Genomic DNA, 22,808 nt, shown 5'->3' with positions numbered 1-22,808 from the left:
GCCCCGCGCCTACCAGGCGGGGCCGATCTCGTCGGCGACGATCTGCGCGGAGAGGGTCACCATCGGCAACCCGCCGCCCGGGTGGGTGGAGCCGCCCACCAGCCACAACCCGTTGGCCGGGCCTCGGTTGGCGGGGCGGAGCAGCCCGCCGGCGGTGCCGTAGATCGAGCCACCCGGCGCTCCGGTCGCCGCGTCCAGGTCGGCCGGGGTGCGGACCTCGCGGAACAGCAGCCGGTCGCGCACGTCCATGCCGCGCCGCGCCAGCACGTCCAGGACCCGATCGGCGTACGCGTCGGCCAGCCCCGGCCGTCGCCAGTCGACAGCGCCCGCCGCGGTGCCCTGCCGAGGGGCGTTGACCAGCACGAACCACGCCTCATGTCCGGCCGGGCGGACCATCGGGTCGTCGGCCACTGTGACGAACACCGTCGGGTCGGCCGCCGGCCGGGCCCGTACGCCGCGCCCGGGGTCGCCGAAGATCGCGTCGAACTCCGCGTCGTAGTCGCGCGGGAAGAAGACATTGTGGTGGGCCAGCCCGGTGCTGCCGGAGACGCCGAGCAGCAGCACGAAGCCGGCGAGGCTGCGGTCGGTCAGCCCAGCCAGCCGACGCGGGTGCGGCAGCAGGTCACGGTAGACGGTGAGAGCGTCCACGTTGGCCACCACCACGTCGGCGGGCACCGGCGCGGTGACACCGGCGAGGCGTACCCCGTGCACCCGGCCACCGGTGGCGTCGATCCGGGTGACCGTGGCGTCGGTCTGCACGACCACGCCGAGGTCCAGGCAGCGGGTGAGCAGCGCGTCGGCGAGCGTGCCCAGCCCACCGCGCAGGTACCAGCCACCGAATGCCAGCTCGGCGTACGGGACCGCGACCAGCGCCGCCGGCGCCCGCCGCGGGTCGGCGCCGGTGTAGGTGGCGTACCGGTCCAGCATCATCCGCAGCCGCGGGTCGGACAGGTGCCGGCGGCCCAGGCCACGCAGGGTGCGGCCCGGGGCGATGGCGGCCAGGTCACCGACCCGCCAGGCCAGCGACGCGAGGTCGCGGGGGGAGTCGACGGTACGACGCAGGATGTCCCGCGAGGAGGCGTTCCACACCCGCGCGGCCCGACGCCACAGCCGCTGCCAGTCGGCTGCCGCCCGGTCGCCGAAGGCGGCACCGATCCGGGTGGCGAACTCCATCGGGTCGGCGCACGAGTCGAGTGCCGGGCCGCCGCCGGGGAAGACGTGCCGGACGATCGGGTCCAGCGGAACCAGGTCCAGGTATTCGTCGAGCTTCGCCCCGGTCGCCTCGAACAGGTCGTGGAAGACCTCGGGCAGGGTGAGCAGGCTCGGCCCGGTGTCGAAGTGGAACGACCCGGCCGGGGTGTCGTGCGTGTACCGGCCGAGCTTGCCGCCGACCGTGCCGGCCCGTTCGAAGACGGTCACCTGGTGCCCGGTGGCGGCCAGCCGGGCGGCGGTGGCGAGGCCACCCACCCCGGCGCCGACGACCACGATCCGCGCCATTCCGCGTCCTCCTAGCTGACCGGGCGACCCCGCCAGGTCAGGCGGCGTCGCTTTCGCAGATGGTACGACCGCAGGGTCAGCCAACCGAGGACCACGACCGACACGGGGTGTGCGAGCGCGTCGGGCCACCACCGGCCCCCCGTCGCCCGGGCGGTGAACACCCGCCCGGCCACCCCGAGCAGATAGCCGGCCAGGCCCGCGGCGACCACCCCCGGCGCGCCGGTCGCCACACCCGCCAGCGCGATCAGCGGCGGTGCGGTGTAGAGCAGCAGCAGCGACGCCACCACGGCCGCAGCCGCTCCCGGGTGCCCGAACGACGCCCAGAGCGACTTCGAGTACCCGTCGCGTAGCTGCGGCCAGTCGTCGTACATCCGGCAGGTGGCCAGCCGGGAGCCGTCGGCCAGGGCGATCCGCCCACCGGACCGCTTGACCGCCCGGGCCAGCTCGACGTCCTCCAGGATCTTGTCGGCGACCGCGACGTGCCCGCCTGCGGCCGTGTAGCCGGCCCGGTCCAGCACCAGGAACTGGCCGCCCGCCGCGGCCAGCGACGGCCGCGACGAGCGCTCCATCGCGCGCAGCGGCAGGAAGGTCAGCCAGAGCCACTGCAGCAGCGGCTGCACCAGCCGGTCGGCCGCCGTCGCCACCACGATCCGGGGGTACGGCGACAGCAGCGTCGCGCGGGCGGCACGCAGCTCGGTGACGGCCGCGGCCACGGCGTGCGGGGCGAGCACCACGTCGGCGTCGACGAAGACCAGCGCGGTGGCGTCCGGGTCGGCGCGGGTGGCCAGTTGCCAGCAGGCGTGCGGCTTGCCCAGCCAGCCCGGCGGTGGGGCGACCCCGGTGAGAAGCGTCACCCGGGGGTCGTCGCCGGCCACCGCGCGGACCACGTCGGCGGTGCCGTCGGTGGACCCGTCGTCGAGGACCACGACGCGCAGCCCGGGTACGCCGCGTTGGTCGAGCAGGGCGCGCAGGCAGGGCGTGACCCGGTTGGCCTCGTCGCGCAGCGGCAGCAGCACGGCGACCCGCTCGTCGACCTCGTCGGGCTGGTCGGTGGGCCTGCGCAGCCAGCGGGTGGCGTTGAGCCAGGTGTGCCCGGTCAACGCGGCGATGGCGATGACCAGGGCGAGCAGGACGGTCATCGGGTCGCGTCGACGCCGGGCCGGTGCGGCTGGTGGTCCTCCCGGCGGGTGTCGCGAGCCCGCCGGGCACGCAGCAGGGTCACCGCCAGCGGTACGGCTGTCACCGACATGCCGGCGGCGCCCCAGAGCGCCGAGGCGGGCAGGTCGAGGAAGACGGCGTGGGCCAGGATGCTGGAGAAGTACGTCCACAGGTAGAGCGCGACCATCGGGTGGTCCCGCCGGTCGGTGTGCTCGGCCGCCGGCCCGGCCAGCGGGCGCAGCGCGCTCATCATCAGCACCGCGAAGAGCAGCCAGCCCAGGTAGTTGCTGACCGGGATGCCGGGCAGGCCGGGCAACGCCGGGGTGGCGTCCCGCCAGACCCAGTAGCCCTCGGCCACCATCTGCGGATCGAGGAAGAGGTCCCAGGCGGCCAGCCCCACGGTGGCCAGCGCGATCCGTCGTACCCACAGCCCGGCCGCCGACCCGCCGCGGCCGGTTCCCGATGTGCCGCCGCCGGCCGTCGCGCCGCTGTCACCGGCCCGCGACGCGCTGCCGCCGGTCAGCCGGACCGCCGCCAGCCAGGCCGGCCAGGCCATCCAGGTCCAGGCCAGCGGAATGATCAGCGGCACTCCGGCCAGTTTGGGGCCCAGCTCGCCGGAGTAGTCGTAGCTGCCGAACGGCACCCCGGTGGCCACCCCGATCGCCTCGATCGCGAACCCGCCGCCGGTGGCCACCGCGACCAGCGCCGCCGCCACCCGAGGGCCCCGGCTGAGCAGCGCGTGGCCGACCGAGAGCAGCCACCCGAGCACGACGGTGGCCACGGTGAGCCCGGCCCTGGTGGCGCCGGTGGTAAGCGGGTAGCAGATCTGGGCGAGCACCAGGATGGCGAGCAGCGCCCAGGAGATCCGCCGGGTCATGACGCCGGTGGTTCGAGGGGCAGGTCCCGACCGAGTACGCCGAACGGCCGCTCGTCGCCGGGGAAGTGGAAGCTGCGCAGCACGTCGACGAAACCGAAGCGCCGGTACAACCGCCAGGCCCGTGAGGTCTGCTCGTCGGCCTCCGGGGTGGACAGCAGCGTGGTGTCACCCTCGGCCATGCCGAGCAGCGCGCGCAGCTGGCCGGCGCCCAGACCGTGCCCCTGCGCCGGTGGCCGGACGTGCAGCTCGACCACCTCGAAGCAGTGGGTGAGCCAGCGCTGGCGGGTCGGGGCGTCCAGTGCCCGGTGCACCTGGTCGTGCCACCACTGACCGGAGGCGCCCAGGTAGCCGTAACCGAAGCCGGCGAGGTGACCCTCGCTGGTCAGGCTGGCGACCGCCCGGAAACCCGGCCGGCGGACGTGGGTGGCGATGTAACCGCGCCGGGCCTCCAGCAGGTCGGTGCGGTATCCCATCGCCTCGCCGTAGACGGTCACCACGTCGTCCAGCCGCCGGACGAGATCGTCCGGCGTCCAGCGCACCAACCTCATGCCCGTCCACCCTTCACTGTTTCCGGGCCACCGTCGGCGACCCATCCGAGCACCGACCGGTCGCCGACCACGTCGCGCACCTCGAACCGGGCGAACAACTCCTCGGCGTACCAGCCCTCGGTGGGGGTTCGCATGATCGCCGCCCGGTGCTCCGGGTGACGGTACGCGAACGCCACCAGGTCCGTCGGGTCGCGCCACACGCTCACCGTGCCCTGCCAACCCAAGGGCGCCTCCCCGACCCCGAACCGGGCCAACAGCCCGGGCGCGTCGCGCAGGGCGGCGGCCACCGGGGGGATCGCCCGCCAGAAGGTGGCTGCCCGGCGGACCCGCAGCCGAGCCCGGGTCAGCGCCAGCACCGGGCCGGTGACCCGGCCACCCGGCGGGTCACCGAACGGCCGCTGACCGGACCACTCGCCTCGGCTGGTCAGTGGGCGCAGGTCCACCCGTGCGGAGGCGTGGGCGATGCGCGCCCAGGCGCGCCCGACCGCCGAGTCGTCGAAGCCGGCCGCCGCTGCGGGGGAGTCCCAGACGGTCAGCGCCGCCCACCGGGTCAGGTCGGCGTCCCCCGGCCCGAATCCGGTGCCGGTCCCGGTGCCCAGCAGCTTGCCGAACCGAACGCCCGGGAGGGAGCGCAACCGGCGTGGGTCCACCGCCATCCGGGTCAGCGCCCGGGGCAGCGCGGCGCGGGAGGTCCGCCACACGTGCAGCGTGACGAGCTCCGGTGCGGCGTTCACGCCACCTCGGCCGGGCTGCCGGCGGTGACCCGCAGCAGCTCGGTGTAGGTGGTCGGGAAGACCGCCTGCGGCACGCCACCCGCGGCCCAGATCTCGGGGTACGCCGTCAGCGCCGTGTCCACCAGGGTGCGCAGCGGGTGCGGGTGCCCGAGTGGGGCGACACCGCCGATCGGCTGCCCGGTGTGTGTCCGGACGAACTCCGGGGTGGCGCGGCGCAGCCGGGTGACGCCGAGCGACGCCGCCAGGCTGGCGGTGTCGACCCGGTGCGCGCCGGAGGTGAGCACGAGCAGCGGCGCGTCGTCCGCGTCGAAGATCAGTGAGTTGGCGATCTGGCCTACCTCGACGCCGAGCGCCTCGGCGGCCGCCGAGGCGGTGTGCACCGCGTCGGGAAGCAGACGGACCGTGCTGGGCTCACCGGTGCCGTCGAGCGCGCCGACGGCGGTGAGCGCGTCCTGCACCGCTCGTACGTTCGGGTGTGGCTGCATGTCGCCATTCTTCCCGGTCAGTCGGCGACGGGTTCAGCCGACCACGTTCCATCCCGCCCCATCGGACCCAGCCCGACAGGTCCCGTTCGTGGTGAGTGACCGACCTTCGCGCCAAGATCCGCGCAACTTCCCTGATGTTGCTGTCTCCGGCGCGCGGGAGGCAGCAACATCCCTGATGTTGTACGGATCTTCCTCGTCGATCTCGCCGGAGCGGCTGCGCGACTACGCGATGCGCTGGCAGCGTGGGGCGACCCCGGCCCGTTCCTCGTCCCGCCCGACTATCCGACCCCGAGGTGAGCCGCCGCGCTCGGTACGCACGCCTGGCGCGTCACACGTTGCATTTTCGTCGGAGGGGAGGTGTACTGTCAGGAGCAGTTAGAACGAGTGTTCGATTGCCTCGAACGCCCGTTCCAACCAGCCGGAGCGCGGCGTTTCGCGGCGCCAGCTCCGGGCGGTGTGGCTCCGCGGGCCGCACCTGGGTTTCCGGGCAGTCGCGAGCCTGGTCCCGACAGGCAGGATCGTCGCTCGCCGCCCACGACCCCCGGGCGGCGGGCGACGAACCCGCCGGTACGCCGGCCGGGTGTGGTGTGGGGAAGCATCCACACCCGGCCGGCCACACCCGGTGCGTCTTCCTCCGCACCACTCGACCTCGGCGTCTCGTCGGCGGCATCAGCGCGCCGGGGCGACGCCTCGGCCATGTGGAGGAGACATCCATGCCGACCAACTCGGCTCAGGCACCGACGGTGCCGGCGCACGTGCTGCCGCACCGCACCCCCGCCCAGCTGCTCACGTTGGCCCGGCGTGGGCTGGTCGAGGCCGGCCAGACCCGACCTGACGGTCTGCGTTATGCGGCTGCCCACCTGGCGGCGCTGCGCGCGGCGGCCGCCCTGCTCGCCGCGCGTGCCCGACCCGCGCCGAGCCGACGCAACCGGATCACCAGCGTCTGGGTCCTCCTCTGCGCCGTCGCTCCGGAGCTCGACGAGTGGTCCCGGTTCTTCGCCGCTGGCGCCAGCAAGCGCGCCGCCGCCGAGGCCGGCATCCCCCGGGTGGTCAGCGCCCGGGAGGCCGACGATCTGCTCCGTGCCGCCGAACAGTTCGTCACGGTGGTGGAGACCGCACTCGGCGTTGCCCACCAACCGGCCCTGGACGGCCTCGCCGCCTGATCCCGCCGTGCCACCGACCGCCCTGCGGGGGGAGCCGGGCGGCCGGTGGCACGGCGTGCCGGTCCTGATCTGATCCACAGCAACGACGGGGGAGTTGGTCCAATGGCGGGCCGCATGGTGGTCGGTTCCGCCGCACTGGCCGATCTGGTGCGCCCGGCGAGCGCGCCCGACCAGGCCGGCGGGCACCGGGTGCTGCCGGTGGTGCCCGAGCTGACCGGTCTGCTGCCCAACCGAGGCCTGCGCCGGGGCAGCACCATCGCGGTTGCCGCCGGCCAGCCCCGGCGCAGCGGTGGCACCTCGCTGATGCTGGCTCTGCTCGCCGAGGCCTCCCGGGCCGGCTCGTGGTGCGCCGTGGTCGGTGTGCCGACATTCGGTGCGGGCGCGGCCGCCGAGCTGGGCATCGCCCTGGACCGGCTGGCCCTGGTGCCGAATCCCGGCCCCGAGTGGGCCACAGTGGTCGCCGCGCTGATCGACGGCGTGGACGTCGTGGTCACCACCGTGCCGGCCGCTGTCTCCGCCTCGGTCGCCACCCGGTTGGCCGCCCGGGCGCGGCAGCGCGGCAGTGTGCTCGTCCCGTACGGCCGGTGGGACGGCGCGGACGTGACGTTGCAGGTGGTCCGTGGAGTCTGGGAAGGGCTCGGGCATGGCCGGGGGCGGTTGCGCCGCCGGGAGGTCACCGTCTCGGCGCGCGGGCGCGGGGCGGCTGCCCGACCAAAGGAGATCAAGGTCTGGCTGCCGGGCGACGAGCTGACCCGGGTGATCCCGCGTGTGATGCCGTCGACAGTGGGCCGTCCGGCCGCGCCGCTCGCCCTGGTCGGTCGGGAGTGACCGGCACGCCGGCACGGACCCTGCTGCTGTGGTGCCCGGACTGGCCGGTGCTCGCCGCCGAGATCGTCGACGGGGTGCCGGCCACCGGCCCGGTCGCCGTGCTGCACGCCAACCGGGTGGTCGCCTGCTCCGAGCGGGCCCGCGCCGAGGGGGTGCGCCGAGGGCTGCGCAAACGGGAGGCGCAGGGTCGCTGCCCGCAGCTCACCGTCGTGGATTACGACCCGGGTCGGGACGCCCGGGCATTCGAGCCGGTGGTCGCCGCGGTGGAGGAGCTGGTCGCCGGCGTCGAGGTGGTCCGTCCGGGCGCCTGCGCGGTGGCCGCCCGCGGGCCGAGCCGTTACCTCGGTGGCGAGGAGGCGGCCGCCGAGCGGATCATCGAGCACGTCGCCCAGTCGTGCCTGGTGGAGAGCCAGGTCGGCATCGCCGACGGGGTGTTCGCGGCCGGGTTGGCCGCTCGCTCCGGTCGGGTGGTGCCACCGGGTGGGACACCGGAGTTCCTGGCCGGGTTGCCGGTCGAGGCGCTCGGCCGCTCGGCGCTGGCCGACCTGTTGCGGCGGCTCGGTGTGCGCAGTCTCGGCGACTTCGCCGCGCTGCCGGCTGGCGACGTGCTGGCCCGGTTCGGGTTCGACGGTGCGCTGGCCCATCGGCTGGCAGCCGGGCGGGACCACCGCCCACTCGCCGTCCGGCAGCCGCCGGCCGACCTGACGGTGACCGCCGAGCAGGACGAGCCGATCGACCGGGTCGACGTGGCCGCGTTCGTGGCCCGGGCGTTGGCTGAGCAGTTGCATGAGCGGCTGGCCGGGCACGGGCTGGCCTGCACCCGGCTCGGCATCGAGGCGGTCACCGAGCACGGGCAGGAGCTGCACCGGGTGTGGCGGCACGACGGCCTGCTCACCGCCGCGGCTATCGCCGACCGGGTGCGCTGGCAGCTCGACGGGTGGCTCTCCGGCAGCAGTGGCCGCACCGGCGCCCGACCAGCCCGACCGACGGCCGGCATCATCCGGCTGCGACTGATCCCGGACGGGGTGATCGCCCAGGCCGGTCTGCAGGCCGGCTTGTGGGGGGAGACCGGCGAGGAGCGGGAACGGGCGCACCGGGCGCTGAGCCGGGTGCAGGGCATCCTCGGCCCGGAAGCGGTGGTCACCGCGGTGCTCGGCGGTGGTCGCTCCCCGGCCGACCAGGTGCGACTGGTGCCGTGGGGCGACGAACGCCTCCCCACGCGTCCCGGTCCGGCGTCGTTGCCCGGCGAGCCGATCGCGCGTCCCGGCCCGGCACTGCTGTCCGGCGAGCCGATCGCGCGTCCCGGTCCGGCGCCGTTGCCTGGCGAGCCGATCGCGCGTCCCGGCCGGGCACCGCTGTCCGGCGAGTCGATCGCCAGTGGCGGCGGCCGGGCCGTCAGTGCCGGTCGGCCTGCCGACCACAGTGCTGGCGGGGTTCCACCATGGCCCGGCCGGCTGCCGGCGCCCGCGCCGGCTGTGGTGCTGCCCAGCCCGCTCGCCGCGACCGTGCACGACGCCGCTGGTGAGGCGGTGGTGATCAGCGCGCGGTTGGCGGTGAGCGCTCCGCCCGCCCGGCTGGTGGTCGGCACCGGCCGGCCGGCGGAGATCGTCGGCTGGGTCGGCCCGTGGCCGGTGGACGAGCGGTGGTGGGCTCCGGCCGAGGCTCGGCGGCGGGCACGGTTCCAGGTCTGCCTGGCCGACGGTACCGCCCTGCTGCTCGCCGTCGAGGGCGGGCAGTGGTTGGTGGAGGCGATCTATGACTGAGCGTCCAGCCGGGCTTGATCGACTCGGTATTCCGAAAGTCGGGGTGTCCCGCCGACCCGGACAGCCCGACTTCCCGGAGGTCGAGTCGATCAGGGTGAGGGTGCGGGAATGAGCTTCCACAACCCGAAGATGCCCTGGTCGGAGCTGGAACGGGTGCTCTCCGGGCGGGGCAGTGGCAGCTCCGGGCGGGGCGACGGCGGGTCGGGCGGTTCCGGCGGCGGGCGGTCGCGCGACGAGCGGCACCTGCACGTGGTGGACCCGCTCGCCATGGACGCCGACGGGGGAGACTCCCCGGCCTGGAGCCGCCACCGTGAGCGGTACCAGCCACCGGAGCTGACCCGCCCCGACGGGGTGGTGCCCTACGCGGAGCTGCACGCGCACACCAACTTCAGCTTCCTCGACGGTGCCAGCCATCCCGAGGAGCTGGCCGAGGAGGCGGCCCGGCTGGGGCTCACCGCGCTCGCCGTCACCGACCACGACGGCTTCTACGGGGTGGTCCGCTTCGCCGAGGCGGCCCGCACGCTGGGCCTGCCGACCATCTTCGGCGCGGAGCTGTCCCTCGGGCTGCCCGGCCCGCAGAACGGCGAACCCGACCCGCACGGCGCGCACCTGCTGGTGCTCGCGCACGGCCATGAGGGGTACGCCCGGCTGGCCACCACCATCGCCCGCGCCCAACTGCGCGGCGGGGAGAAGGGCCGCCCGGTCTACGGAGAGTTGGAGGAGGTCGCCGCCGAGCTACGCGATCACGTGCTGGTGCTGACCGGCTGCCGCAAGGGGCACGTGCCGGGCGCGCTGCTCACCGAGGGGGTGGACGCGGCGGCCCGCGAGCTGGACCGGCTGACCGCGCTCTTCGGTGCGGAGACGGTGGCGGTGGAGCTGACCGACCACGGCCATCCTGTCGACGCCGACCGCAACGACGCGCTCGCCGACCTGGCCGCCGCGGCCGGGCTGCCGACGGTGGCCAGCAACAACGTGCACTACGCCACGCCTGGCCGGCGTCGGCTGGCCACCACCGTCGCCGCCGTCCGGGCCCGACGCAGCCTGGACGAGATCGACGGCTGGCTGCCCGCGGCGGCCACCGCCCACCTGCGCAGCGGCGCGGAGATGGCGGCCCGGTTCGCCGCGTACCCGGGTGCGGTGGCGCGGGCCGCCGAGTTCGGCACCGAGTTGGCCTTCGACCTCCAGCTCGTCGCGCCGCAGTTGCCGGCGTACCCGGTGCCACCGGGGCACACGGAGATGAGCTGGCTGCGGAAGCTGACCGCCGACGGGGCACGGGAGCGCTACGGGCCGCCGCAGGCGCACCCGACGGCGTACGCGCAACTCGACCACGAGTTGAACATGATCGAGGAGTTGGGCTTCCCCGGCTACTTCCTGGTGGTCTACGACATCGTCACGTTCTGCCGTGAGCAGGACATCTACTGCCAGGGTCGGGGTTCGGCGGCCAACTCGGCGGTCTGCTACGCGTTGCGGATCACCAATGTGGACGCGGTCCGGCACCGGCTGCTCTTCGAGCGGTTCCTCGCCCCGGAACGCGACGGCCCACCGGACATCGACGTGGACATCGAGTCCGACCGTCGGGAGGAGGTGATCCAGCACGTCTACACCCGCTACGGCCGGGAGCACGCCGCCCAGGTCGCCAACGTCATCTCCTACCGGCCCCGGTCGGCGGTGCGCGACGTGGCCAAGGCGTTCGGCTACTCGCCGGGGCAGCAGGACGCCTGGAGCAAGCAGATCGACAGGTGGGGCTCGGTCGCCACTGTCGACGTGGAGAACATCCCGGAGCAGGTGGTGGAGTACGCCAACGAGTTGCAGACGTTCCCACGACACCTGGGCATCCACTCCGGCGGCATGGTGATCTGCGACCGGCCGGTGATCGAGGTCTGCCCGGTGGAGTGGGGGCGGATGCCCGGGCGCAGCGTCCTGCAGTGGGACAAGGACGACTGTGCGGCGGTCGGCCTGGTCAAGTTCGACCTGCTCGGGCTGGGCATGCTCTCCGCCCTGCACTACGGCTACGACATGATCGGCCAGAGCCTCGACCTGGGTGACATGACGCTGGACGACCCGGAGGTCTACGACATGCTCTGCCGGGCCGACTCGGTCGGGGTGTTCCAGGTGGAGAGCCGCGCTCAGATGGCCACCCTGCCCCGGCTCAAGCCCCGCGAGTTCTACGACCTGGTGGTCGAGGTGGCGTTGATCCGGCCCGGCCCGATCCAGGGCGGTTCGGTGCACCCGTTCATCCGGCGCAAGAACGGCCAGGAGCCGGTGACCTTCGCGCACCCGCTGATGCGCAACGCCCTGGAGAAGACCCTGGGTGTGCCGCTGTTCCAGGAGCAGTTGATGCAGCTCGCCATCGACCTGGCCGGCTTCGACGCGGCAGAGGCCGACCAGTTGCGCCGGGCGATGGGCGCCAAACGGTCGGTCGAGCGGATGACCCGTATCGCCGACCGGCTCTACGCCGGGATGGCCGAGCGGGGTATCACCGGTGAGTTGGCCGACGACGTCTATCGCAAGCTCACCGCGTTCGCCAGTTACGGCTTCCCGGAGAGCCACGCGATGAGCTTCGCCTACCTGGTCTACGCCAGTTCCTGGCTCAAGCGTTACCACCCGGCGCCGTTCCTGGCCGCGCTGCTCAACGCCCAGCCGATGGGTTTCTACTCCCCACAGACCCTGGTCGACGACGCCCGCCGGCACGGGGTGGAGGTCCGTCGGCCGGACATCAACGCCAGTGCGGCGTTGGCGGTGCTGGAGTCCACCCCGGACACCCGGTGGGGCAGCGGGCCGGGGGAGCCGCCGCACGCCTGGGGGTTGGGCGGTCCGGCGGTCCGGCTCGGCCTGTCCAGCGTACGGACCCTCGGCGCCGACGTGGCCGAGCGGATCGAGGCCGAACGGGCGGTCGGTGGGCCGTACCGGGACATGCCTGACCTGGCCCGGCGGGTCGGTCTCACCGCCGCGCAGCTGGAGGCGTTGGCCACCGCGGACGCCTTCGCCTGTTTCGGGCTGACCCGGCGGCAGGCGCTGTGGGCCGCCGGCGCGGCCGCCCAGGACCGGCCGGGACGGCTACCCGGCACGGTGACCGGCGCGGCGGCGCCCACGCTGCCCGGGATGGAGGCGGTGGACCGGCTGGTCGCCGACGTGTGGGCCACCGGGCTGTCGCCGGAGAGCCATCCCGCCCGGTTCATCCGGGGTCAGCTCGACGTGCTCGGCGCGGTGCCGATCGCCCGGCTCGGCCGGGTGGAGCCCGGCCAACGGATCCGGGTCGGTGGCATCGTCACCCACCGGCAACGTCCGGCGACCGCGGGCGGGGTCACCTTCCTCAACCTGGAGGACGAGACCGGGATGCTCAACGTCACCTGTTCGCCGGGGCTGTGGCAGCGCTACCGGCGGGTGGCCCGCACCAGCGCCGCGCTGGTGGTCCGGGGGCGGTTGCAGCGGCACGAGGGGGTGACCAACCTGGTCGCCGACCGACTGGACGCCATCGAGCCGCCGGTCAGCCCCGCTTCCCGTGACTTCCGGTGACCGTTCGGCTACCCAGATCCCACGTTTGAGGCGCGCGTCTGAGGAGAAGTGCAGGTCACGCGAACGGTGTGGTCCGCGTGGACTCGGGGAGGGACACATGTCACGGATGCTGCGGGCGACGGTGTTCGCCGGGGTGCTCACTCTGGTGCTCAGTGGCTGCGGGGGTGTCGGCGGCGACAGCGACGCGGGTGGCGGCACCGCCGCCAAGGGCACGCTCAGCACCATGGGTTTCGGTTTCTCCGACGAGATCGCCACCACCCGCGTGGACGCCTTCAAGCGTGACCACCCCGGCGTCGAGCTGAAGGTCACCGAGGGGGCCTTCGACGAGCAGCAGTTCCTCTCCGCGGTCGCCTCGGGCAACCCACCGGACCTGGTCTACATGGACCGCAAGCTGATCGGCACGTACGCCAAGCGCGGGTCGATCCAGCCGCTGACCGACTGCGTCAAGAAGCAGGACATCGACCTGGAACAATATCGGCCGGCCGCCCGCGCCCAGGTCACGCTCGACGGCACCGTCTACGGCATCCCCGAGTTCTCCACCGTCCGGGTGGTCTACCTCAACGAGGGGCTGCTCAAGCAGGCCGGCCTGACCGCCGACCAGGTCAATCTGGCCGACTGGGCCGCGCTGCCCCAGCTCAACGCCAAGCTGGCCGCCGTCTCCGGCGGTCGACTCTCCCGGATCGGCATCGACCCGAAGGTTCCCGAGTTCCTGCCGATGTGGGCCAAGGCCAACGGCGCCGACATGATCTCCGCCGACGGCCGCACTGCCAAGCTGGATGACCCCAGGGTGGTCGAGGCGCTGACCACCGGGGTCAACCTGATCCAGCAGCAGGGCGGCTGGGGCAAATTCAAGTCGTTCCGGGACACCTTCGACTTCTTCGGTGCGCAGAACCCGCTGTCCAAGAACCAGATCGTGGCGTGGCCGATGGAGGAGTGGTTCCTCAACCAGGCCGCCAAGAACAGCCCGAACGCCGAGTTGGTGGTCAAGCCGTTCGTGGACCGGCAGGGCAAGCCGCTGACCCAGTCCGGCGGGCAGGCCTGGGTCGTCACCAAGGGCGCGAAGAACCCGGACGCGGCGTGCGCGTTCGTCAAGCAGATGACCGCCACCGACACCTGGGTGGCCGCCGCGAAGGCCCGGGTGGACGCCCGCAAGGCCGCCGGCCAGCCGTTCACCGGCCTCTACACGGCCAATGCCACGGCCGACAAGAAGATCTTCGACGAGCTGTACCAGCCGACCGGCAACAAGCGCTTCGATGACGCCGTGGCCACCATCCGCTCGGTGCAGGACGCCGCGTTCGCGATGCCCGCCTCTCCGGCCGGCGCGGAGTTCGACAAGGCGTACTACGACGCGGTCAACCGGGTGCTCGCCGGCCAGGCGCAGCCCGCGCAGGCGTTGCAGCGGGCCCAGCAGGAGGCCGCCGCAGCCCTGGACAAGGCCGCGAAGTAGCCCCGCGATGACCACCGTCACCACTCCCGCTCCGGGCCGGCGCCGTCGCACGCCGCTGGCCCGGCGGGAGGCGCGCTGGGCGTACCTCTTCCTGGCGCCGTGGATCGTCGGGTTCCTGGTCTTCTCGGCGGGGCCGATGATCGCCAGCCTGTGGTTGAGCTTCACCGAGTACGACGTGATCAACCCGCCGGAGTACACCGGGCTGGACAACTACCGGCAGCTGATGAGTGACCCAGCGGTGGCCCGCAGCCTGGGCAACACCGTCTACTACGCGGCGCTGCACGTGCCGCTGGTTATGCTCATCTCGCTGGGCCTGGCGCTGCTGCTCAAGCGGGTCGGCCGGTTGCAGGGCTTCTTCCGTACCGTCTTCTACCTGCCGGTGATGACCCCGGCGGTGGCGGTCGGCATCCTGTTCCTGCTGCTGCTCAACACCCAGGACGGCCTGATCAACCGGGCGCTCGGCCTGGTCGGGATCGACGGTCCGAGCTGGACCACCGACCCGGGCTGGGTGATGCCCGGCATCGTCCTGATGAGCCTGTGGAGCCTCGGCTCCACAGTGATCATCTATCTGGCCGCGTTGCAGAACGTGCCCCGTGACCTGTACGAGGCGGCTGCCATCGACGGCGCCGGCCCGTGGGCCCGGTTCCGGTCGGTCACCCTGCCGATGATCTCGGGCGCGCTGTTCTTCACGCTGATCGTCAACACGATCGCGTCGCTGCAGATGTTCACCGAGGTCTACACGATGTACTTCGGCAACCGGGAGACGCAGAACTCGTTCAACAGCGACGCCGCCACCTTCTACGTCATCCACCTGTTCCAGGAGGCGTTCCAGTTCCTGCACATGGGCTTCGCGTCAGCGATGGCGTGGCTGCTTTTCGTGATCATCTTGATCATCACCTTGATACAGGTGAAACTCAGCAACCGGTTCGTGTACTACGAGGGAGAAGACAAGTGACTTCGATGATCGGCCACAACGGCGTGGCCAACGCGCGACGCACCCGGCTGACCGCTGGCTGGGTGCCCGAGCAGCTTGAGCCGCGCGAGTACCAGCTCACCGACGGTCCCGTCGCCAACGTTCGGCGGTCCCGGGCGGAGGAGGATCCGGCAGCTGGGGCCGAGTCGTGACCACCGCCGTCGAGCGGGGCGCCGCGTCGCCGGTGTCCGGCATCTCGCCGGTCCGGCCGGCGGCGCCCCGGTCGGCGGCCGGTGAGGGCCGTCGGTCACCCTGGCAGCGGGTGCTCTTCGTGGTGGCGCTGGTGGGCGCCGCGGTGATCTTCATGTTGCCGTTCGTCTGGCTGGTCAGCGCCTCGCTTCGCCCCCGGGAGTACGTCTTCGCCCCCGGCTTCCTGCCGGTCCCGTTCGCTCCGGAGAACTACGCCGAGGCCTGGCGGGCCGTGCCACTGGTGACCTGGTTCTTCAACAGCGTGGTGGTCGGTGTGGCCGCCGCCGCCGCGGCGACCCTCTCCAGCGCCTGGGTGGCCTTCGGCTTCGCCTACTTCCGCTTCCCCGGCCGCAACCTGCTCTTCGGGCTGGTCCTGGCGACCATGATGCTGCCGTTCGCGGTCACCATGATCCCGACGTACCTCATCTGGTCGGACCTCGGGCTGACCGACACCCAGGTGCCGCTCTGGGCGGGCAACCTGTTCGGCTCGGCGTTCTACATCTTCCTGCTGCGGCAGTTCCTGCTCGCTCTGCCCCGTGAATACTTCGAGGCCGCCCGGGTGGACGGCGCCAGCTACCCGCAGCTGTTCTGGAAGATGGCCTTTCCGCTGATCCGACCGGCGCTGCTGGTCGCCTTCATCTTCGAGTTCAAGGCCAGCTGGACGGACCTGCTCAAGCCGCTGATCTACCTGCGCAACGAGCAGCTCTACACCCTGCCGCGCGGGCTCAAGGTCGTGCTGGACCGGTTCGGCTACGGCGGTGAGCAGCAGTGGGAGATCGTGCTCGCCGGGAGTGTGCTGGCCACCGTCCCGATGATCATTCTGTTCTTCCTGGCCCAGCGGCACTTCGTCGAGGGAATCGCCACCACCGGCCGCAAGGGCTGACTGGACCAGGTGACTAGGCTCGACCGGGTGGAGCAGACCCGAGGCCGGTTCGCCGGGCCGCCGCTGACCCCCCGTACCGCCGTGATCTGGTCGGTGCTCCGCGCCGAGCTGGACCGGCGCGGCGACGCCGAGCTGACCGTGCTGGACGTGGGCGGCGGCACCGGCGGTTTCGCCGTTCCGCTGGCCCGCGCCGGGCACCGCGTCACAGTGGTCGACGCCAGCCCCGACGCGCTCGCCGCACTCACCCGCCGGGCCGCCGAGGCCGGCGTGGCCGACCGGATCGCCGCCGTGCAGGGCGACGGCGACGCCCTCGCCGGGCTGGTCGAGCCGGCCGGCGTCGACCTGGTCCTCTGCCACTCCGTGCTGGAGGTGGTCGACGACCCGGCACCGGTGGTGACCGCGCTGGCCACCGCGCTGCGCCCGGGCGGCGCGGCCAGTGTGCTCGTGGCCGGGCGGGCCGCCGCCGTGCTGGGCCGCGCGATGAACGGCCACCTCGACGTCGCGACCGCGCTGGCCGCCGACCCGGCCGGCACCGCCGGACCACGGGACACGCTGCGCCGACGCTACGACGCCCCGGGCGCCGCCGCGCTGCTCGGCGCCGCCGGTCTCGTGGTCGAGGAGATCCACGGGGTACGCGTGCTCGCCGACCTGCTGCCGGCCGCGGTCGCCGACGGGCAGTCCGCCGCCCTGGTCGAGTTGGAACGCGCGCTGGCCGCCCAACCGCCGTACCGGGACCTGGCCGCCCAACTGCACCTCTTTGCCCGCCGGCCGGCATGAGCGACTCGCCACCTGCCGCGCCGCTGACGGTCCTCGGGCCGCACCACGGCGGCGGCCGTCTCGCCGACGTGCTGCCCAGCGCGCTCGCCGTGCTGGGCGTTCCCGGCTCGGCCGACCCGCTCGGGCTCGTCCCCGTGTTGGCCGGGGTACGCCGGATCGCCGTGCTGCTGGTCGACGGGCTCGGCTGGTACCAGCTGCCGACCGCCGCCCCGTACGCGCCGACCCTCGCCGGGCTCGCCGCGACGGTGGCCCGGCCGATCATCGCCGGTTTCCCGTCCACCACACCGACCAGCCTGGTGACGCTGGGCACCGGCGTCGCGCCGGGCGCGCACGGGGTGCTCGGCTTCACCGTGCGGGTGCCCGGCACCGACCGGGTGCTCACCCACACCGACTGGGCCGCGGACCCGTCGCCGCTGCACTGGCAGCCGGTGCCCACCCAGTTGGAACGGGCCCGCGCCGCCGGTGTGACGGTGACAGTGGTGAGCCGGCCGGAGTTCGGCGGCAGTGGGCTGACCCTCGCCGCCAACCGGGGCGGCGACTTCCGGGGCGCCGCCGGTGGGGACGCGGTGGCCGCCGCCATGCTGGCCGCGCTGGCCGCCGGCCCGGGCCCGACCCTGGTCTCCGGCTACCACGCCGACCTGGACCGGCACGGCCACCTCAGCGGCGTCGACTCAGCACCCTGGCGGGTCGCCGCCACCGAGGTGGACGCCCTGATCGCCCGGTTGGTCGACGGGCTGCCGTCGGACGCGGCACTGCTGGTGACCGCCGATCACGGCCAGCTCGACATTCCCGCCGACCACCGCTTCGACCTGGACACCGACCCACGACTGCGCGCCGGGGTGCGGGTGGTGGCCGGTGAGGCCCGGGTGCGCTACCTGCACGTCGAGGAGGGCGCGGTCGACGACGTGCGGGCCGCCTGGTCCGAGGTGCTGGGCGACGCGGCGCGGGTACGCACCCGCGACGAGGTGGTGGCCACCGGCTGGTTCGGCCCGGTGCCCGAGGAACACCTGGGGCGGATCGGCGACGTGGTGGTGACCTGCAACGACACGTACGCGGTCATGGCCAGCCGCACCGAGCGGCCGATGGCGTCGAAGCTGGTGGCGTACCACGGGTCGGACACCGCGGCCGAGCTGACTGTGCCCCTGCTGGTCGTCCGCGGCTGACCGGCGTACCGGTGCGGCCCGCCGGTGGCTGGTGGTGTCGTACCTTCGGGTTAACCTGCCGGGATGGGCCGCAGCCAGTCGTTGCCCCGGGGCGACGACGATCCGCGCTTCGGGCCGGATGCCGACGACTCCGGCAGCCCGATCCTGCACGTCGACATGGATGCGTTCTTCGCCGCCGTCGAGGTGCGCCGCCGACCCGAGCTGCGCGGCCGGCCGGTGGTCGTCGGCGGCGTCGGGCCACGCGGGGTGGTCAGCTCGGCCAGCTACGAGGCCCGCCGGTACGGCGTGCGCAGCGCGATGCCGACCAGTCAGGCCCGAGCCCGGTGCCCGCACGCCGTCTACCTGCCACCTGACTTCACCGCCTACACCGAGGCCTCCCGGGCGGTCATGCAGATCTTCCGCGACGTCACCCCGCTGGTCGAGCCGCTGTCCCTCGACGAGGCGTTCCTCGACGTGACCGGCGCCCGCCGGCTCTTCGGCTCCCCGGCCACCATCGCCCGGCTGATCCGCCGTCGGGTCGCCGACGAGCAGGCGCTGACCTGCTCGGTCGGGGTGGCGCCGAGCAAGTTCGTGGCCAAGCTGGGTTCCACCCGGGCCAAGCCGGACGGGTTGCTGGTGGTGCCCCCGGGGCAGGTGCTCGACTTCCTGCACCCGTTGCCGGTGGACGCGCTGTGGGGGGTGGGGGAGCGCGCCGCCGAGTCGCTGCGCCGGCTCGGCCTGACCACCGTCGGCGATCTCGCCGAGGCGCCGGTGGGCATGATCCGTCGGGCGGTCGGCGCCGCCTCGGCGGCACACCTGCACGAGCTGGCCTGGGGACGGGACCCGCGCGGGGTCAGCCCGGAGCACGTCGACAAGTCGATCGGCGCCGAGGTGACCTTCGACGTCGACGTGGCCGACCCACTGGAGATCCGCCGTGCGCTGCTCGCGCTCAGCGCGAAGGTCGGCGTCCGGCTGCGAGGCTCCGGGCAGGTTGGGCGCACCGTCGCCCTCAAGGTCCGGCTGGCCGACTTCCGCACCGTGAGCCGCTCTCGCACCCTCGACGTGCCCACCGACACCGCCCGCGAGATGTTCGACACGGTTTGGGCGCTCTACACCGTTTTGGACCCGGGCGAGCGGATCCGACTCGTCGGTGTCCGGGTCGAAGGGCTCGCCCCGGCGCAGGGCGCTCCCCGGCAGCTCACCCTCGGCGCGCCCGAGCATGGTTGGCGGGAAGCGGAAGCTGCCGTGGACGCCGCTGCTGCCCGTTTCGGGCGGTCCGTCATAGGTCCGGCCAGTCTGATGGGCGACCGTGACAGCCGTCGAAACGAAAATCCACCCCACCCGTAGGTCGTCCCGCTTTCCGACGCGCGAGCCCCCTCGTAGACTTGCGGGTAAGCAGCCGGATGGCTGCCACGGTCTGTCGGCCCGAATGGGCCCGACCAACGTGACCGGGGAGGAGTGCCGTGCCGCTCTCGGAGCACGAGCAGCGGCTGTTCGAGCAGATCGAGCAGTCGCTTGCCGAGGACCCCAAATTCGCCTCGGCCGTGCGCGCCAGCGATCCGCGCTTCCATGCGCGGCGTCGCCTGCTCGTCGCCGCCGGCGTCATCATCGCTGGCTTGGCTCTACTGGTCTATGGCGCGGTGATCAAGACTCCACCGCTGGCGGTGGCGGGCTTCGTCGTCATGCTGGCGTCGGCCGCGTTCGCGTACCAGTCGCACCGGCGGGCACAATCACCTGACCTGCACGTGGTGGGCGGCACGACGAGTCGTCGTCGCCCCCGCGGTGGCCGATCCGGTCGCAAGTCGTCACTCCTGGACCGTATGGAGGACAGGTGGCGGCAGCGCCCGGAGGGACACCGGTAGGCCAGTCCCGCCCCTGAGGCGGGACGTACGCCGCTGAGACGGCCGTACGTCGCGACGAGTCGGTCGCCGGGCATTTCCGCGCCGGCGACCTCAGTGGCATCCGCGCGCCCTCTGCATGCCGCCTTCTATCCGGCGGCTCCCTTGCCGGTGGTCGTCCTTCCGCGGTCTTCCTTCTGGCGGGACCCCTTTCCGCCGGTCTCTCTCGTGTCTCCCCGGGCGCGAGCGCCGGCTCTCCCGGAAACGCTGACCCAGCCCACGGCAGCCTTGCGGCCCCCTTTCCCCATGATCCTGCTCCGCATTCCGTGATCACTTGATCATGGCTCGCTGGGCTCGCTGGCCCACGGGTCGACGGGCGACGGGGGACCGACGCGGGTGGCGGCGCGGGGTGACCCGCGCGGGGCCGCTGGGCGGTGGCGCCTGACGCAGCGTGGGGCGACGGTCCACCGACCGCCGCCCCACACCTGGACCTGCGTTGTTCAGCGCGCCGCCCGGTCGGCCATCAGCCGTCGTGGGTTCCAGCGCAGCAGCCGGTACCGGGTCCGCCCGGTCAGCGCCGCCATTCGCCCGGACGTGTCCGCCATGCCGGTCCTCCACCGCAGCAGCACCGACGGCGGCAACACGGCGGCGAGGATGCGGGTCCGTCGGTCCGCCCGTGCGGCGAGCGCCCCGCGGACCGTGCGCAGCGCCGGCAGTAACCGCTCACCGGTCAGCGGATCCCGCGCGTAGCGGGCCCGTTCCTCCGCCTTGCCGAGCAGCCGCGCCGACTCCACAGCGGCGGTGTCGTCGCTGAGGGTGTCCCGGATGAGCCGGTCCGCGGTCGCCCTCGGCGTCTCGGTGAGGTCGACCGGAACCCGGAAGTCCACCAGGGTGTCGAGCAGCTCCGCCCAGGCGGCGTGCGCGTCCGCGCGGGCGCGGTTGGCGTCCGCCGCGACCGTCACCAGGCGCGTCCCCGCCTCGGTGCCGTCGGCGACGGTGGTGGCGGCCACCGTGGCGCTCGCCGCCCGGCCACCGCGTCGACGCCGCAGCGCGACCCGGCGCAGAGCAGGCACCGCCAGGAGCAGCAGCAGGGCAAGCACGCCGGCCGCCCACCAGGGCCAGGTCGGCGGCTGTTCGTCGGGCGTCGTTCCGCCGAGGGCAAGCCCCTCGTCGGTGTCCCGGTCGGCGTTGTCCGGGCCGGCCGGCCCAGCTGAGGCCTCGGGGCCCGTCGGGGCGTCCGTGACACCCGTGCCCGGGGTGGTCGGATCCGGTGCGTCGGTGTCCGGTGCCCAGGCCGACCGGGTGGAACCGGGCACCCCGGACGCCGGGGTGGCGTCGAAGGGCACCCAACCGAGGCCGTCGAAGAAGACCTCGGTCCAGGCGTGCAGGTTGAGGTTGGTCAGCGTGAAGGTGTCACCGTCGCGCTTGCTGCCATTGGTGAAGCCGAAGGCCACACGGGCTGGGATCCCGGCCGCGCGGACCAGCCAGGCCATCCCGGCGGCGTACTGCTGGCAGTAGCCGACCTTGTTGGTCAGGAAGTTGACGATGTCCTGCCCGCTGCTGCCGCTCTCGGTGCTCAACCGGTAGCTGAACCCGTTGTCCGCCGAGAAGTGCTGGTAGATGGCCAGCACCCGGTCGTAGTCGGTGCGCTTGCCCTGGACCAGCCCCTTGACCAGCTCGTCCACCTCCGGCACCCGCTCGGGGGTGGCGGTCAGCTGCCGGCGGACCGGGTGGTCGGCCGGGAGCGGCTGCGCGGCCCGCAGCGCCGCCGGAGTGTACGTCGAGCGGACGTAGTCGAAGGAGTACTTGCGGCCCCGGGAGTTTTCCCGGTTGGAGAAGACGACCTGCTGGTTGGGGTCGTAGAGCCAGTTGCTGTTGAGGTCCTCGGTGCGCACCGGCTCGGCGTACACCGGCATCAGCGACATGCTCAGGCTCTTGGTGACCTCGACGGTCGCCCGGTAGGTGGTCTGCTGCACGCCCCGACCGGCCTTATCGGCCGGGTCCGGCAGGTCCCGGTTGGCTGGCCGACCGCTCGGGCTGCGCGCCTGGAAACCACCCGGGCGCAGCTCGTCGGCGACCGCGTAGCGCAGGTAGAACGGGCTCTGTTCGGACGTGGTGACCTTGACCAGATCGGCCACCTGGGACTGGTTGAGCTGGCCGGCGAGCGAGGCGAACAGGTCGATCCGACCCGATGTGCCGCCCGAGCCGGGGCCGTTGCCGGTGCCGTTGCCTGAACTCCGGCTGAGGGAGTCGAGCAGCCCGCCGGTCATGCCGGGCACCGCCAGCGGCAGCATCACCGCCAGAGCCACCCCGACCGCCGCGAGCCGGCGGCCGGCGGACGCCAGCGGCGAGGCCTCCCACACGTCGACGTCACGGCCGTCACCGGTGAAGCGGCGCCCGAAGCGGCGTACGCGGTCCACGTTGTCGGTGACCAGCAGCCAGAGGTAACCGGCGGCGCCCACCACGAACGGCACCGCGGGGACGCTGTCCACGTAGACGGCGACCGGCACCGAGTAGATGGCGAGCATCGGCAGCCCCGCCAGCGCGGGTCGGCGCAGCCCGACGGCCAGTACGTCGACCAGGACGGCGACCCCACCGACGCCGAGCACGGTGATGAACAGCAGCGGGTCGGTGTCGGGGACCTCGACGCCGTACGAGCGCATGTCCTGCATGGAACCGGCGAGCAGATCGTTGAAGTGCGCGAGCGTGCCCGGCGTGGGCAGGACGGCGAGCAGCTCCGCGCCGCTGGGGAACAACCAGGTCAGGGCAAGGAGCAGGCCGGCCAGCATGCCCAGCACCTGACCCCACAGGGGGGCCCGGGCGAGGCGGGTCAACGCGGCCACCCCGGCCACCACGGCGACCGCGATGACGGACTGGATGAGCCACGTCCAGCTCTGGAAGATGGCCGACAGCGGCGCGGCGGCCAGCAGGGTGGCCGTGGCCGCCACCAGGCCGATGTTCCGACTGGCGATCATGAGGGGAACCTTCCG

General features: G+C 73.3%; 19 protein-coding genes. 12 read left to right on the top strand and 7 right to left on the bottom strand.

The window, feature by feature from the left end; genetic code table 11:
- Positions 1-9: 9 nt before the first annotated feature.
- From CLT68_RS30185 to CLT68_RS30160, 6 genes are read right to left on the bottom strand one after another with little or no spacing between them, the layout of a single operon-like run.
- Entirely contained in the window at positions 10-1,497 is a 1,488-nt protein-coding gene (locus CLT68_RS30185; protein WP_088949406.1) for a phytoene desaturase family protein, read from the bottom strand.
- A gap of 11 nt (positions 1,498-1,508) precedes the next feature.
- Positions 1,509-2,636 (bottom strand): glycosyltransferase family A protein, encoded by a 1,128-nt coding sequence (locus CLT68_RS30180; RefSeq protein WP_099856059.1) that lies wholly within the window; start codon positions 2,634-2,636, stop codon positions 1,509-1,511.
- Entirely contained in the window at positions 2,633-3,532 is a 900-nt protein-coding gene (locus CLT68_RS30175; RefSeq protein WP_099856057.1) for a carotenoid biosynthesis protein, read from the bottom strand. The genes CLT68_RS30180 and CLT68_RS30175 overlap by 4 nt, the downstream gene beginning before the upstream one ends.
- The gene (locus tag CLT68_RS30170; RefSeq protein ID WP_099856055.1) at positions 3,529-4,080 is read right to left on the bottom strand and encodes a GNAT family N-acetyltransferase; all 552 of its coding nucleotides are present in this window, start codon (positions 4,078-4,080) and stop codon (positions 3,529-3,531) included. Before CLT68_RS30170 ends, CLT68_RS30175 begins: the two co-directional genes overlap by 4 nt.
- Positions 4,077-4,814 (bottom strand): monooxygenase, encoded by a 738-nt coding sequence (locus CLT68_RS30165; protein ID WP_088949402.1) that lies wholly within the window; start codon positions 4,812-4,814, stop codon positions 4,077-4,079. Before CLT68_RS30165 ends, CLT68_RS30170 begins: the two co-directional genes overlap by 4 nt.
- A complete protein-coding gene (locus tag CLT68_RS30160) occupies positions 4,811-5,299 on the bottom strand; it encodes a YbaK/EbsC family protein (RefSeq protein ID WP_088949401.1) in 489 nt (162 codons plus the stop codon). Before CLT68_RS30160 ends, CLT68_RS30165 begins: the two co-directional genes overlap by 4 nt.
- Positions 5,300-6,012: 713 nt before the next feature.
- Between CLT68_RS30160 and CLT68_RS30155 the strand changes: the two genes are divergently transcribed.
- The 12 genes from CLT68_RS30155 to CLT68_RS30105 all read left to right on the top strand — a co-directional run bounded on the left by CLT68_RS30155 (position 6,013) and on the right by CLT68_RS30105 (position 19,842).
- Positions 6,013-6,462 carry an SAV_6107 family HEPN domain-containing protein gene (locus tag CLT68_RS30155; RefSeq protein ID WP_088949400.1) on the top strand — a complete coding sequence of 150 codons (450 nt, stop codon included), beginning with the start codon at positions 6,013-6,015 and terminating at the stop codon, positions 6,460-6,462.
- A gap of 102 nt (positions 6,463-6,564) precedes the next feature.
- Positions 6,565-7,290 carry a hypothetical protein gene (locus tag CLT68_RS30150; protein WP_099856054.1) on the top strand — a complete coding sequence of 242 codons (726 nt, stop codon included), beginning with the start codon at positions 6,565-6,567 and terminating at the stop codon, positions 7,288-7,290.
- Positions 7,287-9,053: a Y-family DNA polymerase gene (locus tag CLT68_RS30145; protein ID WP_099856052.1), complete on the top strand. Its 1,767-nt coding sequence runs from the start codon at positions 7,287-7,289 to the stop codon at positions 9,051-9,053. The genes CLT68_RS30150 and CLT68_RS30145 overlap by 4 nt, the downstream gene beginning before the upstream one ends.
- A 108-nt stretch (positions 9,054-9,161) precedes the next feature.
- On the top strand, positions 9,162-12,569 hold the full coding sequence (locus tag CLT68_RS30140; RefSeq protein ID WP_099856051.1) for an error-prone DNA polymerase: 3,408 nt from the start codon (positions 9,162-9,164) through the stop codon (positions 12,567-12,569).
- A 97-nt stretch (positions 12,570-12,666) separates the two neighbouring features.
- Positions 12,667-14,016 (top strand): extracellular solute-binding protein, encoded by a 1,350-nt coding sequence (locus CLT68_RS30135; protein ID WP_099856050.1) that lies wholly within the window; start codon positions 12,667-12,669, stop codon positions 14,014-14,016.
- Positions 14,017-14,023: 7 nt separating this feature from the next.
- Positions 14,024-14,971: a carbohydrate ABC transporter permease gene (locus CLT68_RS30130; RefSeq protein ID WP_099856048.1), complete on the top strand. Its 948-nt coding sequence runs from the start codon at positions 14,024-14,026 to the stop codon at positions 14,969-14,971.
- The gene (locus CLT68_RS33000; RefSeq protein ID WP_158240969.1) at positions 14,968-15,141 is read left to right on the top strand and encodes a hypothetical protein; all 174 of its coding nucleotides are present in this window, start codon (positions 14,968-14,970) and stop codon (positions 15,139-15,141) included. The genes CLT68_RS30130 and CLT68_RS33000 overlap by 4 nt, the downstream gene beginning before the upstream one ends.
- Positions 15,138-16,061: a carbohydrate ABC transporter permease gene (locus tag CLT68_RS30125; RefSeq protein WP_099856046.1), complete on the top strand. Its 924-nt coding sequence runs from the start codon at positions 15,138-15,140 to the stop codon at positions 16,059-16,061. Before CLT68_RS33000 ends, CLT68_RS30125 begins: the two co-directional genes overlap by 4 nt.
- Before the next feature lie 9 nt (positions 16,062-16,070).
- Positions 16,071-16,838 carry a methyltransferase domain-containing protein gene (locus tag CLT68_RS30120; protein WP_088951912.1) on the top strand — a complete coding sequence of 256 codons (768 nt, stop codon included), beginning with the start codon at positions 16,071-16,073 and terminating at the stop codon, positions 16,836-16,838.
- A complete protein-coding gene (locus CLT68_RS30115) occupies positions 16,835-18,001 on the top strand; it encodes an alkaline phosphatase family protein (RefSeq protein ID WP_099856044.1) in 1,167 nt (388 codons plus the stop codon). Before CLT68_RS30120 ends, CLT68_RS30115 begins: the two co-directional genes overlap by 4 nt.
- A 63-nt stretch (positions 18,002-18,064) precedes the next feature.
- On the top strand, positions 18,065-19,327 hold the full coding sequence (locus CLT68_RS30110) for a DNA polymerase IV (RefSeq protein WP_099856042.1): 1,263 nt from the start codon (positions 18,065-18,067) through the stop codon (positions 19,325-19,327).
- A 116-nt stretch (positions 19,328-19,443) separates the two neighbouring features.
- Positions 19,444-19,842 carry a DUF3040 domain-containing protein gene (locus CLT68_RS30105; RefSeq protein WP_088949394.1) on the top strand — a complete coding sequence of 133 codons (399 nt, stop codon included), beginning with the start codon at positions 19,444-19,446 and terminating at the stop codon, positions 19,840-19,842.
- Positions 19,843-20,318: 476 nt separating this feature from the next.
- Here the strand turns inward: CLT68_RS30105 and CLT68_RS30100 are convergent, their stop codons facing one another.
- Positions 20,319-22,793: a transglutaminase TgpA family protein gene (locus tag CLT68_RS30100; RefSeq protein ID WP_099856040.1), complete on the bottom strand. Its 2,475-nt coding sequence runs from the start codon at positions 22,791-22,793 to the stop codon at positions 20,319-20,321.
- Positions 22,794-22,808: the final 15 nt, after the last annotated feature.

It is taken from the genome of Micromonospora sp. CNZ299 (assembly GCF_002754415.1).
The sequence above is the reverse complement of the archived record's forward strand: the minus strand, read 5'-3'. Positions and strand labels throughout refer to the sequence as shown.